Source organism: Caulobacter sp. 602-2 (assembly GCF_011043625.1).
GTDB lineage: Bacteria > Pseudomonadota > Alphaproteobacteria > Caulobacterales > Caulobacteraceae > Caulobacter.
Map to the genome: position 1 here is coordinate 325,144 of NZ_JAAKGT010000001.1, position 13,208 is coordinate 338,351.

The 13,208-nt window shown below is 69.2% G+C and carries 12 protein-coding genes; 2 read left to right on the plus strand and 10 right to left on the minus strand.

Going from position 1 to position 13,208, the window contains the following annotated elements; genetic code table 11:
• Window positions 1–71: 71 nt before the first annotated feature.
• Together G5B46_RS01455 and G5B46_RS01460 are read left to right on the plus strand one after the other, a co-directional pair.
• Window positions 72–1,262, plus strand: a complete 1,191-nt coding sequence (locus G5B46_RS01455) for an acyl-CoA dehydrogenase (protein WP_165255436.1) — start codon at window positions 72–74, stop codon at window positions 1,260–1,262.
• A gap of 11 nt (window positions 1,263–1,273) precedes the next feature.
• The gene (locus G5B46_RS01460) at window positions 1,274–1,996 is read left to right on the plus strand and encodes a DUF3108 domain-containing protein (RefSeq protein ID WP_165255438.1); all 723 of its coding nucleotides are present in this window, start codon (window positions 1,274–1,276) and stop codon (window positions 1,994–1,996) included.
• 117 nt (window positions 1,997–2,113) lie between these two features.
• Here G5B46_RS01460 and G5B46_RS01465 read toward each other — a convergent pair whose 3' ends face one another.
• From G5B46_RS01465 to G5B46_RS01510, 10 genes are all read right to left on the minus strand, one after another.
• On the minus strand, window positions 2,114–2,896 hold the full coding sequence (locus tag G5B46_RS01465; RefSeq protein WP_165255440.1) for an enoyl-CoA hydratase-related protein: 783 nt from the start codon (window positions 2,894–2,896) through the stop codon (window positions 2,114–2,116).
• On the minus strand, window positions 2,893–4,224 hold the full coding sequence (locus G5B46_RS01470; protein ID WP_165255441.1) for an amidase: 1,332 nt from the start codon (window positions 4,222–4,224) through the stop codon (window positions 2,893–2,895). The genes G5B46_RS01465 and G5B46_RS01470 overlap by 4 nt, the downstream gene beginning before the upstream one ends.
• Window position 4,225: 1 nt before the next feature.
• Window positions 4,226–5,623 (minus strand): phenylacetate--CoA ligase, encoded by a 1,398-nt coding sequence (locus G5B46_RS01475; RefSeq protein WP_165255443.1) that lies wholly within the window; start codon window positions 5,621–5,623, stop codon window positions 4,226–4,228.
• 17 nt (window positions 5,624–5,640) lie between these two features.
• Window positions 5,641–6,996, minus strand: coding sequence for an MmgE/PrpD family protein (locus G5B46_RS01480; protein ID WP_165255444.1), 1,356 nt, complete (start codon window positions 6,994–6,996; stop codon window positions 5,641–5,643).
• 521 nt (window positions 6,997–7,517) lie between these two features.
• Entirely contained in the window at window positions 7,518–8,627 is a 1,110-nt protein-coding gene (locus tag G5B46_RS01485) for a CoA transferase (protein WP_165255446.1), read from the minus strand.
• The gene (locus G5B46_RS01490; protein WP_165255448.1) at window positions 8,624–9,781 is read right to left on the minus strand and encodes a CoA transferase; all 1,158 of its coding nucleotides are present in this window, start codon (window positions 9,779–9,781) and stop codon (window positions 8,624–8,626) included. The genes G5B46_RS01485 and G5B46_RS01490 overlap by 4 nt, the downstream gene beginning before the upstream one ends.
• Window positions 9,781–10,962, minus strand: a complete 1,182-nt coding sequence (locus G5B46_RS01495) for an acyl-CoA dehydrogenase family protein (protein ID WP_165255449.1) — start codon at window positions 10,960–10,962, stop codon at window positions 9,781–9,783. Before G5B46_RS01495 ends, G5B46_RS01490 begins: the two co-directional genes overlap by 1 nt.
• A 2-nt stretch (window positions 10,963–10,964) precedes the next feature.
• On the minus strand, window positions 10,965–11,486 hold the full coding sequence (locus G5B46_RS01500) for a MaoC family dehydratase (RefSeq protein WP_101715660.1): 522 nt from the start codon (window positions 11,484–11,486) through the stop codon (window positions 10,965–10,967).
• A gap of 17 nt (window positions 11,487–11,503) precedes the next feature.
• Window positions 11,504–12,304: a CoA ester lyase gene (locus G5B46_RS01505; protein ID WP_165255451.1), complete on the minus strand. Its 801-nt coding sequence runs from the start codon at window positions 12,302–12,304 to the stop codon at window positions 11,504–11,506.
• A gap of 5 nt (window positions 12,305–12,309) precedes the next feature.
• Window positions 12,310–13,194, minus strand: a complete 885-nt coding sequence (locus G5B46_RS01510) for a polysaccharide deacetylase family protein (RefSeq protein ID WP_165255453.1) — start codon at window positions 13,192–13,194, stop codon at window positions 12,310–12,312.
• Window positions 13,195–13,208 lie beyond the last annotated feature (14 nt).

Sequence of the window (13,208 nt, forward strand, 5' to 3'; positions counted from 1 at the left end):
CCGGCTAGAAAGGCGGAAGTTCAGATCAATTGCTGTGCGGTCATTTGCGGCCGCCGGAGGACTAGCCTTCCATGCCCCTCGACGCCGCCCCTCAAGTCGCCGGTTTTGACTGGAAAGACCCGCTCGCGCTCGACGCCCGCCTGACCGAGGACGAGCGCCTGATCCGCGACGCCGCGCGCGACTACGCCCAGGAGCAACTGCTGCCGCGCGTGGTCTCCGCCTATGCCGACGGCCGTTTCGATCGCCAGATCATGACCGAGATGGGCCAGCTTGGCCTGCTGGGCTCGACCCTGCCCGACGAGTACGGCGGCGCGGGCGTCAGCCACGTGGCCTATGGCCTCGCCGCCGCCGAGATCGAGGCCGTCGACAGCGGCTACCGCTCGGCCATGAGCGTGCAGTCTTCCCTCGTCATGTACCCGATCTACGCCTTCGGCTCGGAAGAGCAGAAGCGCAAGTGGCTGCCGGGCATGGCGCGTGGCGAGCTGATCGGCTGCTTTGGCCTCACCGAGGCCGACGGCGGCTCGGATCCAGGCTCGATGCGCACCGTGGCTCGCAAGGTGGACGGCGGCTACCTGCTGAACGGCGCCAAGATGTGGATCACCAACAGCCCGATCGCCGACGTCGCGCTGGTCTGGGCCAAGCTCGACGGCGACATCCGCGGCTTCCTGGTCGAGCGCGGGACCGAAGGCTTCTCCACCCCGAAGATCGACGACAAGCTCAGCTTGCGCGCCTCGATCACCGGCGAGATCGTGCTGCAGGACGTGCTGGTGCCGGAAGACGCCATGCTGCCGAACGTGAAGGGCCTGCGCGGTCCGTTCTCGTGCCTGAACAAGGCTCGCTACGGCATCGCCTGGGGCGCGATGGGCGCGGCGCGCTTCTGCCTGGAGACCAGCGCGGCCTATGTCGCCGACCGGGTCGTCTTCGGTCGTCCGCTGGCCGCCCGACAGCTGATCCAGAAGAAGCTGGCCGACATGCAGACCGAGATCGCCCTGGGCTTCGAAGGCGCACTGGCGCTGGGTCGTCGCCTCGACGCCGGTGACTGGGTTCCGGAAGCCATCAGCCTTCTCAAGCGCAACAACTGCGGCAAGGCGCTGATCATCGCCCGCGAGGCCCGCGACATCCACGGCGGGGCCGGCATCTCCGGCGCCAGCCACGTGATGCGTCACGCCGCCAACCTCGAGACGGTCAACACCTACGAAGGCGCGGCCGATGTCCACGCCCTGATCCTTGGCCGGGCGATCACCGGCCTGGCGGCTTTCTGAGGGGCGGGGCGATGAAGCACCAGACCATCCGCGGCAAGATCCTCTACACCTCGCGCAAGCCGGGCCGGGAGGGGCAGGAGCGGGGCCGCGAGCACTTCACCATGACCCGCCACACCGACGGCAAGGTGACGATCCGCGCCCAGTGCGAGATCGACGAGCCCGATCCCACCGTCCTGCGCGACGCCATCTATTCGCTCGACGAGCACGGTCGGCCGATGGACCTGCATCTGCGCCTGACGGTCGGCGACCGGTTCATGGGCTCGGGCTGGTTCCGGTTCACCGAGGACTTCATCGAGTGCGAAAGCCACGGTCCGTCGATCGGTCGGCTGTCGCAGAAGATGCCGACCAACGGCTTCTTCGACGGCTTCGGCACCCACCCGATCATCGGCGACGCCTACATCTGCAAGGTGATGGACATCGCCAAGGGGCCGCACAAGCGCAAGCTGCGCATCTTCCTGCCGTCGGTCGACCACCGGGGCGCCACGCCGCCGCAGATCGTCGAGAGCAGCATCACGCTCGAGTATCTCGGCGAGGAGGAAGCCACGACGCCGGCCGGAACCTTCGCCTGCCGTCACTTCCGCTTCCTGGGCGAGGACGGCGGCATGGTCAGCAAGGACGGCGAGCACCCGACCTACGACATGTGGGTCACCGCCGACGAGGACTCGCTTTTCGTGAAGGGCGGCGTCGGCGGCTACATGCAGACCTGGTACGAACTGGTCGAACTGGCGCGCTGAGCGCCTTGCGTCCTTCGAGGCCCGCTGCGCGGGCGCCTCAGGATGAGGATCTCAGAGCAGTGATTTCCTCATCCTGAGGTGCGAGCCCGAGGGCGAGCCTCGAAGGACGCATGACCTCTAGCGCTCCGGAAACACGGCCTTGCGCTTCTGCAGGAACGCCGAGCGTCCTTCGATGAAGTCAGGCCCCGATACCGACTCCACGAAGGCCGCGCGCGTGGCCGCGTCGTCCTCGACGGCGCCGGCCAGGATCGCCCGGATCGTCGCCTTGATCGCCCGGACGGAGCGCTGCGACGCCGCCGCGATCTCGGCCGCCTTGGTCGCCGCGGCGGCATGGGTGTCGGCTTCCACCGCATCCACCAAGCCAAGCCGCAGAGCCTCGTCAGCGCCCAGCAGCCTGCCCGTGAACAGGATGTCCCTGGCGGCAGAAGCCCCCACGGCGTCGACCAGGCGCTTGGTGTCTTCCAGGCTGTAGGTGAGACCCAGCTTGGCCGGGGTGATGGCCAGGCGCGCGTTCGGCGCGGCGATCCGCAGGTCGCAGGCCAGGGCGATCGCCAGGCCGCCGCCGACGCAGGCGCCCTCGATGGCCGCCAGCACGGGCTTTTCCAGGCCCGCGATCGCGCCGACCCCGCCGGCGACGGCGGCGTTGTAGTCGGCGGCGCTCTGCGACGTGGCATAGACGGCCTCGAACTCGCCGATGTCGGCGCCGGCGGCGAAATGGCCGCCGCGACCGGTGACGATCAGCACCTTGGCGGCGGAGGCCGTGAAGGCCGCGCAGGCCTCGGGCAGGGCCAGCCACATGGCCAGGGCGATGGCGTTGCGCTTGGCGGGCCGGTCGAAGGCCAGGGTGGCGACGTCGCCGTCGATGGCGAGGGCCAGCGCCCCGTCGACAAAAGTGGTCATCGGAAGGCCTCGGGAACGGATGCGGGCGGCAGAGCTTCAGCCAGGCGCGCGGCCAGCGCCTGGGTAGGGCCGTCGGCCATACCGATGACCTGCAGCGACAGCGGCAGGCCGCCAGCCTCGCCGCTGGGCAGGGCGAAGGCCGGCGCCCCCAGCACGTTTCCCAGCGCGGTCAGGTCGGCCTGGCCAGCCGGGACCGCGCCGCCGAAGGCGAAGGCCTGCTGCGGCGTCGTCGGTGTCAGAATGCCGGCATATGGTGCTGTCGCGGCTATGATTTTTCGTCTCGTCTCAGTCAGAAGGCGATAGGCCTCGGCCAGCTTGGCGGGCGTCTGGCGCGCGCCCCAGGCCAGCAATGACCGCAGCTGCGGCGTGAAGCCTTCCGGGTCCAGCGCCAGGGCGTGGCGGTGCTCGACGCCGCCCTCGACCTCGCTGATCAGCAGGCCCGAACGGCGCAGCGCTCCGAGATCCAGATCGTCGATCTGGAGCTTCTCAAACCGCCAGCCGGCGCGGGCCAGATCGTCCAGCGTCCGCGCAAAGCCCTCGGCGACCGCCGGCTCCAGCGCGACCAGGCCGTCGAGGTCGAGCACCGCTAGCGGCCTGTCGTCCAGCGCAGCGGTCTCCTCGACGCCGCAGGCCTGGGCGACCAGCGCCGCATCGGCTGCCGAGCGGGCGTGTACGCCCACATGGTCCAGCGTCCAGGACAGGGCCGTAACCCCGTCGGTGGCGATCGCGCCCAAGGCCGGCTTGTAGCCGACCACGCCGCAATAGGACGACGGCAGGCGAACGCTGCCCATGGTGTCGGTGCCCAGGGCGGCGGCGCACAGCCCCGCCGCTACGGCCGCCGCCGAGCCGCCCGACGATCCGCCCGGCGTGAAGCCGGCCCGGTGCGGGTTCTCGCAGCGACCCAGAAAGACGTTGTCGTTGGTCGCGCCCAGCGCGGCCTCGTGCATGTTCAGGGTTCCGAGGATCACCGCTCCGGCCGCCCGCAGGCGCGCCACGCAGGCCGCGTCGGCCGGCGCGACGTTGCGGGCGTAGGCCTTGATCCCGGCGGTGTGGGCAAGGCCCTCGACGGCGATGTTGGCCTTCACGGCGATCGGCGCGCCGTCGATCGGCGACAGCGGCTCTCCGGCCGCCCAACGCCGGGCGCTGGCCCGGGCCTCGGCCCGGGCGCCGGCGGTATCGAGTTCGACCACGGCGTTGATCGCCGGGTTCAGGCGCTCGATCCGCGCGAGATAGGCCTCGGTGACGTCGACCGGGCTGATCCCGGCCGTGTAGAGCCCAGGCAGGCCGGCGACGCCGGCCGCGACTACGGGATCGGAAAAGCCCGCCACCTCAGTAGCGCTCGTCGATCAGGCGGATCGGCTTCTGGCGCACGTCGATCTGGGTCAGGCCCGCCGTCGCGCCCTTCGGGGCCAGTTCGACCTCGACCTCGATGCCGATCTTGCGCTTGAGGATTTCGCCGTAGAACGCCGCGATGTCGCGCCATTCAGCCGTATCCGCCGTGGTCTCCGCCGTCACCGCGAAGCTGTCGCGGCCGGTCGTGTCGCGTCGCGCGCGGCAGATGAACTCGCCTGCGAAGGCCGGCGCATGCTCCAGCATCGCTCCCACGCCCTGCGGGAAGATGTTGATCCCGCGGATCTTGACCATGTTGTCCGACCGCCCGAGGAACCCCTCGATGCGTTGGAACACCACGTCGATCGACGAAGGCTTGGGGATCGCTCGCGTCACGTCGTGGGTGTTGAAGCGGATCAGCGGATAGAGGTCGTCCTTGAACAGGCAGGTGACGACCATGTCGCCCAACTCGCCCGGCGCCACGGCCGCGCCGGTGTCGATGTCGCAGACCTCCAGGTAGTGGGCGTCCTCGTGCACATAGAGGCCGTCGCGGTCGGGGCCCTCGCCGGCAATCAGGCCGGTGTCGCCCACGCCGTACCAGTCGAAGCACTTGGCGCCGCCCCAGGCCTTTTCCATCGCCGCCCGGTCCTCGCGGCCCAGGTGCGCCGAGATCAGCCGCACGGGAATGTCGCGACCGGGTTCTATGCCCATCTCCAGCGCCGTGTCGGCCAGCTTCTTCAGATAGTCGCCAAAGCCGACCAGCACGCTGGCCTTGAACCGCTTCATCACCTCGACCTGCTGGGCCGAGCGGGTCTCGACCCCGGTGCCGGCCGACAGGAAGACGGCGCTGGTCCAGCGGGTGACGGCCTCGCGCACATAGTGGCCGCCGTTGATCATGCCGTGGCCGTAGACCGAGTGGACCACGTCGTCCGGCGCCAAGCCCTGAAACAGGTAGTTGCGGGCCAGCAGCAGGTTCTGAACCTCGCGGCTCTTGGGGCCGAACAGCAGCACCTGGGGCGAGCCCGTGGTGCCCGAGGTGGTGTGCAGCATCACCGGCGGCCGCTGTCCTTCGGGATAGCCCTCGAAGCCTGCGAAGTCGCCGAACGGCGGGCTGGCTTCCAGCGAGGCCATGATGTCGGACTTGTCGAAGCTGGGCAGGCGCGGCAGGTCGTCGAGCGAGCGGATGTCGCCAGGCTGGATCCCGGCGGCGCCCCACAGGCGCTGATAGAAGGGCGTCTTCCACGCACGCTCGACGCAGCGCAGGAACAGGCGGTTCTGTCGCCAGCGCAGTTCGTCGCGGGTGGTGGTGGTGGCGAAGCGCGTGAAGTCGTCGCCGATCGGATGGTCGGCGACGATGGCGGGGTAGTCGAGCGACTGCCAGTAGGTCTGGTGGGGCATGGATACCTTGGGCGCGTTCAGCCGCCGCTGGCGAGGAGGAAGGCCTCGCGGGCGTCGGCCAGGGTGTCGAAGCGGTCGAAGAGATCGGTCAGCGGGCCGTGGACGGCCTCCATGCCGACGAAGGCCAGGCACGAGCGGGCCTTTTCCAGGTGCTCTTCGCGGCTCATGGGGAACTCAGGCGAGCCGAGCTGGGCGGTGACGTCGAGCACGATCTCGCGGCCGTCCTTCAGGCGAGCGACGGCGTGGGCCGGCACGAAGGCGGCGGGATCGGGATTGCCGTCGCTCTCGACGACGATGCGGGCGGCTAGGGCCAGGATGTCCGGCTCGTTCAGGCGCTCAGGCGTGTAGTCGTCCAGGCCCACGCGGCCGCGTGTCAGCATGACGGCGGCGAGGTAGGGTAGGCACAGACGCGCATAGGCCGTGTCCATCTCCGGCTTGGCGACGCGGCCCACCAGGTGGCGGATCAGCGGGGGCGCGGCATAGGTCAGGCTGACGAGATCTGTGGGTGTAACGCCGTGCTCGGTCGCAAGCTTGCGTACGGCCACCAGGCCCCCGTGGCAGGCGCGTCCCGTGGGGAAGGGCTTGCAGGCGACCTCGGCGATGCGGCGCCGCTCCTTCAGGTCGGCCAGCACGGGCGCCAGATCGAACCCGGCCTCGAACAGCGGCAGGTAGCCGAACGGTCCCTCCAGCCAGTCGCGCGGACCGGGCAGGCCGGCTTCGGCGACGTCGATGGCCTGCAGGGCCGACCGCGCCGCAGCGGCGACCTGGACGGGCAGGGCGGGCTTGCCCTCGGTGTGGGCCTGCATGGTGCCGCTGCTGAAGGCCAGGGCGTAGCCCATGGCGTCCATCGCGGTCTCGCGCGGCAGGCGCTTCAACCGCGCCAGGGCCGCCGTCGCGCCGAAAACCCCCGCCGTCGCCGGCCGGAAGAAGCGCAGGGCGGTCGTTGCAGCAACCCCCAGCGCGATGGCGACGTCGACACCGGCGACCATGGCCGCCAGCACCTCTTCGCCGGAATAGGGACCCGAGCGGTCCAGTTCGGCGATCAGGGCGGGCACGATCGTCGGCAGCGGGTGCAGCACGGCCTTCTCGTGCACGGAGTCGTACTCCTGGCCGTGCAGCTGGAAGGCGTTGACGAAGGCGGCCTGGGCCGGCGGCAGGCGCACGCCGGGGCGACCCAGCACCAGGCCGTCGCCTTCACCGCCCCAGCCGTGCGCGGCGGCCAGTATGGCGTCCGAATAGGCCGCGCCGGCTCCAGAGGCGCAGACGGCGACGGCGTCGTGCAGCAGCCGTCGGGCGTCGGCCTGCACGGCGTCCGGCAGGGCGTCCCAACGGAGGGAAAGGGCGTGGTCGACGAGGGCTTGCGCGGCGATCATGCGGCGACGCTAGCAGCGGCGCCCGCCGCTCTCGGGCCTGGCGTTCGGGTTTGCGCGCACAGCGGACAACGGCCCGGCTGTTCGCCAGTCGAACAAACGCGAAATCCCCGCCGCGCCTGGAGCGGACGGGTACAGCCTTCCGTTCGCGGACCTTCCGGGGGGATGGTCCGCGACACAGGAGAGCCGCCATGCTGATGCGTGTTCTGTTGTTGCTGACCAGCGCGTTCCTGCTGATGGAGGCCGGGCCCATGTTGCTGGCCCAGATGGAGCGCGAGCGGACGGGCTCCTGACGTCTTCCTCTTCCGACTTGCTCGTCGTCCCGGCGCTCTGGCTGGGACGACGAGCTTTTGGGGTTTGGGCTGGATCCAGTCTTTCCCTTCAATCCGATGTCCCCCGCGAAGGCGGGGGTCCAATCTGACTTTCAGGATGGAAAGCGGCTGCGGATCATCTCCGGGCTCGGCTTGGATCCCCGCCTGCGCGGGGATGCTCGGAGAAGAGGGACGGCGGTTTGCAAAGGAGAGCTACCGGTCCCGCCACCCCGCCGGCCCTGCGCCCAACGCGGGCGGAACCGGATCAATGGCCGCCGGCTCGTTCGAGAACAGGATCGGGGTCCCGACGATCTCGTTCCCCTCGGCGTCGCGCGAGAGCATGCCGCGAGCTTCCAGGGCCGGATCCTCGAAAGTTTCCTTCAGGGTGCGCACGGGCGCGAAGCAGACGTCGCGGCCCTCGAACCAGGCTTCCCATTCCGCTCGCGTCTTGGTGACGAACGCCTCGCGCAGAAAGGCCCGCAGCGGCTCCTGGCCCGGACCGGGCTGAAGTTCGGCATAAGGCAACAGGTCCAGGCGATCCAGGCCCGCCAAGAGGTTGCGGGCGAACTTCACCTCCGAGCCGCCCAGGCAGATCCACGCTCCGTCGGCGCACTCATAGAGGCCGTACATGGCGTTGCCGCCCCACGAGCGCTCGTCCTTGGGAACGTGGGCCTCGCCCGTGGCGAAGATCTTGCCGGTGACGTTGGGCGTCCAGGCCAGCACGCTGTCGAACATGGCCACGTCGACATAGTCGCCAAGCCCGGTCTTCTCCCGCCGCAGCAGGGCCATCAGCACGCCCGACAGCGCGGTCAGCGAGGCCAGGGCGTCGGCGGCGGGCATGTTCGGCGGGGTCGGCTTGCCGTCGAAGCCTTCGCTCAGCGAGACCATGCCGGCCAGGGCCTGCACCGCGATGTCGTGAGCGGGCCGGTCGCGATAGGGGCCGGTCTGCCCGAAGGCCGAGATGGCCACATAGACGATGCCAGGATTGCGCGTCTTCACGGCCTCGTAGTCGAAGCCCAGCCGCTGGATGACGCCCGGCCGGAAAGCCTCGACCACCACGTCGGCCTCGGCGGCCAGGTCGAGCAACAGGGCGCGCCCCTCGGCCGACTTGAGGTCGACCTGCAGGCTGCGCTTGCCGCGGCTGGTGTTGCGGAACCAGACGCTCGTCCCGTTCTTGCGATAGCCGATCTCGCGGGCCGGATCGCCTTCGCCGGGCGGCTCGATCTTCAAGACGTCCGCGCCGTGGTCGGCCATCATCAGGGTCAGCATCGGCCCCGGCAGGAAAAACGACAGGTCGAGAACGCGGACGCCTTCCAGCTTCACGAAGCAGCTCCCAGAATCTCGTTCGTATGCTCGCCGAGCTTGGGCGCCCGTGCTCCCGGCATCCGTTCGCCGTCGATCTTCACGGGGCAGGCGAGCATGGCCAAGCCTTCCGCTCGGTCAGGATGGGCGACGACGTCGCGCATGCCCACTTCGGCCACGAACGGGTTGTCCAGCGCGTCCATCATCTCGAGGATCGGCGCGAACGGCACCTTCCCGCCTAGCAAGGCGGTCCACTCGGCCGTGGTGCGCGTCCCGAACAGGGCGTCCATCGCCTCGCTCAGCGCCGGGCGGTTGGCATGCCGGCTGGGGATGTCGGCGAAGCGCGGATCGGCCTTTAGCGCGGCGGCGCCGGCCAGGTCGCACAGCGCCTCCCAGAACTTCGGCGTCTGGCACATGACCAGGCCCCAGCCGTCGGCCGTCTTCACCGCCTGGGAAGGCGCGATCGACGGATGGGCGCCGCGCGGCAGGCGCTGGACCTTGTAGCCCTCGTTCATCGCCCAGACGGCGGGATAGGAGAGCTGATGCAGAGCCACGTCGAACAGCGAGACGTCGACATCGCAGCCTTGTCCCGTCGTCTGCGCCGACAGCAGGGCGCTGACCACGCCGAAGGCCAGCATGGTTCCGGTCATGAAGTCGACCATCGACACGCCCAGCCGCGCCGGCGGTGCATCCGGCTCGCCGGTCAGGCTCATCAGCCCGGCCTCGGCCTGCATCAGATAGTCGTAGCCTGGCCAGCCGGCCCGGCTGTTGCCGCGCCCGTAGGCCGAGAGGTGGCCGCAGACGATGGCGGGGTTGACGCCCTTCAAGTCGTCATAGGTAAGACGAAGTTTGCCCGGCTGGTCGCCGCGCAGGTTGTCGACCACCATGTCGGCCTGCGCCACCAGGCCCTCGAAGGCCGCGCGGCCCTCGGGGGTCTTGATGTCGAGCGCGATGGACTTCTTCGACCGCGAGAAGGTCTGGAAGAACTGGCTGTCGGCGCTTCCCAGAAAGAACGGACCGGTGGCGCGGCTGACGTCGCCACCCATGGCCGGGGCCTCGATCTTGACGACCTCGGCGCCCAGTTCCGCCATCAGCTGGGTGGCGTAGGGGCCGGCGCCGTATTGCTCGACGGCCAGCACCTTGATCCCGGCCAGCGGGCGGCGAACGTTAGCCATCAGACCGGGTTCCGGGCCACGAGCTGGCGGGCGATGATGATCCGCTGCATCTCGTTGGTGCCTTCGCCAATGCACATCAGCGGGGCGTCGCGGAACAGCCGCTCGATCGGATATTCCTTCGAATAGCCGTAGGCGCCGTGGATGCGCATGGCCTCGGTGGCGACGTACAGCGCCGTCTCTGACGCATAGTACTTGGCCATGCCGGCTTCCATGTCGACGCGCTCGCCGCGGTCATAGGCCTTGGCGGCGTCTTCGACGAGCAGCTCCGAGGCGCGGGTCTTGGCCCCCATCTCGCCGAGCTTCAGCTGGATCGCCTGGTGCTGGGCGATCGGCTTGCCCATGGTCTTGCGGACCTGGGCGTACTTGACGCTTTCCGTCAACGCGCGCTTGGCGATGCCGACCGAGCGGGCGGCGACGTTGATGCGGCCGATCTCCAGGCCGCCGGTGGCCATCAGGAAGCCCTGGCCTTCCTCGCCGCCCACCAGGCACAGCTCGGCGTCGCAGCGATAGTCCTCGAAGATGAATTCACCGCTGTCGATGCCCTTGTAGCCCAGCTTCTCCAGCTTGCGGCCGTTGCTGACGCCGGCGATGGGCGCGCGGGTCTCGGGATCGATCTTCGGGGTGATGAGCATGCTCATCCCCTTGTGGCGCGGCTGGGCCTCGGGATCGGTCTTCACCAGCAGGGCCGAGACGTGGCCCTCGATGGCGTTGGTGATCCAGGTCTTGGCGCCGTTGACGACATAGTCGCCGCCGTCGCGCCGCGCGACCGTGCGGATGCCCTGCAGGTCGGTTCCGGCGTCCGGTTCGGTCAGGCCCAGGCACCCGCGCATCTCGCCGCTGGCGAAGCGGGGCAGCCAGAAGTCCTTCTGCTTCTGCGTGCCGAACTTCTGGACGACCATGGCCATCATCAGGTGCGAGTTGAAGACGCCCGTCAGGCTCATCCACTCGGCGCTGATCTTGGTGACGATCCGCGAATAGGTCAGGGCCGACAGCCCCAGGCCGCCGTACTCCGGGTCGATCAGGGCCCCGAAGAGGCCCAGCTCCTTCATGTCCTCGACCAGGGCATGGGGATACTCGTCGTCGTGCTCGAGCTGCATCGCCACGGGGGCGACCTTCTTCTCCAGCCACTTGTCGATGGCGTCGAGGATGGCGCGTTCGTCGGCTTCCGAGATCTCGCTCATCGTCAGTAGTTCCCGACCTTGTCCTCGACGGCGTGGCCGCGCGCCGGGATCAGCATGTTGCGCTTGAAGGTGCAGACGACCGTGCCGTCCTGGTTGATGCCCGTGGTCAGGATCGTGACGATGCCCTGGCCGGGACGCGACTTGCTCTCGCGCTTGGCCAGCACCTCGCTCTCGCCATAGATCGTGTCGCCGGCGAACACCGGGGCGCTGAACTTCACCTCGTCCATGCCGAGGTTGGCGATGGCCTTCTGCGAGACGTCGGTCACGCTCATGCCGATCAGCAAAGCCAGGGTGTAGGGGCTGACCACCAGGTTCTTCTTGAACTCCGAGGCCTTGGCGAACTCGGCGTCGAAGTGCATCGGGTGGGTGTTCAGCGTCAGCAGCGTGAACAGGTGATTGTCGTACTCGGTCACCGTCTTGCCGGGGCGGTGTTCGTAGACGTCGCCGACGATGAAGTCCTCGAAATAGCGGCCGAAGGTCTCGCGATAGCGCTGAGGACCGACCTCTTTCCAGTTCTGCGACATGGGTGTCTCCTAGGATTTCAGGCGCGGTCGAGAATGCGCCGAGCGGCGCGGATGACCGGCAGTTCGATCAGCTTGCCGTCCAGCAGGGCGGCGGCCCCGCCGGCGGCGTCGAAGGCCTCGACCACGCGCCGGGCGCGCTCGATCTCGGCGGGCGAGGGGGTGTAGGCGGCGTTGACCGCGGCCACCTGGGCCGGGTGGATGCAGGACCGTCCCGTGAAACCAAGAGCCTTGGCCCGTAGGGTCGAGGCGGTCAGGTCGTCGGGATCGGCGATGTTCAGGTGCGGCACGTCCAGCGAAGCGACGCCTGCCCGGCCGCAGGCGGCGACCAGCGTGCCCCGGCCCAGCAGCAAGGCGTCCCAGTCCATGGTCGAGCCGAGGTCGGCCGACAGGTCGGCGCCTCCAAAGAGCGCGCCGGCCACGCCAGGCGCAGCGCAGATCTCGAAGGCCCGGCGTACGCCCTCGGCGGACTCGACCACCGGCCACAGCGCCAGGCCCGGCAGGATCTCGCCGGCGGTCAGCAGATCTTCCGGTGCGGCGACCTTCGGGATCATCAGGAAGGCGGGGCGGGCGTCGCTCTCGACCAGGGCCACGAGATCCTTCAGGCCCTCCAGGGTGCGCACGCCGTTGATCCGCAGGCCGACCACGGCGGTGTGCAACTGGCTGAGGAAGGCGAGGGCGGCGGCGCGCGCCTCGGCCTTGCCGGCCGGCGGAACGGCGTCCTCCAGGTCGATGCAGACGGCGTCGGCGCCGGCGTCCAGCGCCTTGCCGAAGCGATCCGGGCGCGTCCCGGGCACGAAGAGCAGCGAGCGAAAGGTCATAGGCGTCAATCGCCTATCGGCACGGCCTCAGCGAACGCCTGGGCGATTTTTCTCCGACAGGCGATCCAAACGCCCTCCTGGGCGGTCACGTAGCCGAGGAACTTGCGGAAGGCGTCGATGCGGCCCGGACGGCCGATGATCCGCAGGTGCAGGCCGAGGCTCATCATCCGCGCGCCGACCTCCTGGCTTTCGGCGTGCAGCTCGTCGAAGGTGGCCACGGCGTAGTCCAGCCAATCCTTGGCGGTCAGCGACGGGGCCAGCCAGAACTTCATGTCGTTGGAGTCCATGGCGTAGGGCAGGATGACCATCGGCTTGGTTTGCCCGTCCGCCGTCTCGACCCGGTCCCAGAAGGGGAAGTCGTCGGAATAGTCGTCCATGTGATAGCTGAACCCCGCCTCTGTGATCAGGCGGCGGGTGTTGTCGGTGTGCAGGTAGCGCGACAGCCAGCCTGACGGCCGGGTTCCGATCGTGCGCTCGATCGAGTCGGCCGCCTTGGCGATGAATTCGCGCTCCTTCTCCTCATCCATCCAGAACTGGTGGGTCCAGCGATAGCCGTGGGCGGCCACCTCGTCGCCGCGGGCGCGGATGGCGGCGGCCAGTTCGGGAGCGCGCTCGAGAGCCAGGGCCGCGGCCGTCCAGGTGGCTTCGATCCCGTGCTGGTCCAGGATCCGCAGGATACGCGGCGCGCCGGCCTTGATGCCGTACAGATAGTTGCTCTCGCTGCCGTGCATCCGCATCGGCTTCTTGGGAACCGCGCCCAGCTCGTCGACCGGCTCGGGGCCCTTGTCGCCGTCGCGGATGTTGTGCTCGGCGCCTTCCTCGACATTGACGACGATCGACAGGGCGAGGCGCGAACCGTCCGGCCAGCGGAAGTCGTCAGGTGCGGGCATAGGGCTTTCTCCAG

Coding starts and splice junctions, on each gene's coding strand:
- G5B46_RS01455 (WP_165255436.1), top strand. CDS start 72: ATGCCCCTCGACGCCGCCCCTCAAGTCGCCGGTTTTGACTGGAAAGAC.
- G5B46_RS01460 (WP_165255438.1), top strand. CDS start 1,274: ATGAAGCACCAGACCATCCGCGGCAAGATCCTCTACACCTCGCGCAAG.
- G5B46_RS01465 (WP_165255440.1), bottom strand. CDS start 2,896: ATGACCACTTTTGTCGACGGGGCGCTGGCCCTCGCCATCGACGGCGAC.
- G5B46_RS01475 (WP_165255443.1), bottom strand. CDS start 5,623: ATGCCCCACCAGACCTACTGGCAGTCGCTCGACTACCCCGCCATCGTC.
- G5B46_RS01480 (WP_165255444.1), bottom strand. CDS start 6,996: ATGATCGCCGCGCAAGCCCTCGTCGACCACGCCCTTTCCCTCCGTTGG.
- G5B46_RS01490 (WP_165255448.1), bottom strand. CDS start 9,781: ATGGCTAACGTTCGCCGCCCGCTGGCCGGGATCAAGGTGCTGGCCGTC.
- G5B46_RS01495 (WP_165255449.1), bottom strand. CDS start 10,962: ATGAGCGAGATCTCGGAAGCCGACGAACGCGCCATCCTCGACGCCATC.
- G5B46_RS01500 (WP_101715660.1), bottom strand. CDS start 11,486: ATGTCGCAGAACTGGAAAGAGGTCGGTCCTCAGCGCTATCGCGAGACC.
- G5B46_RS01505 (WP_165255451.1), bottom strand. CDS start 12,304: ATGACCTTTCGCTCGCTGCTCTTCGTGCCCGGGACGCGCCCGGATCGC.
- G5B46_RS01510 (WP_165255453.1), bottom strand. CDS start 13,194: ATGCCCGCACCTGACGACTTCCGCTGGCCGGACGGTTCGCGCCTCGCC.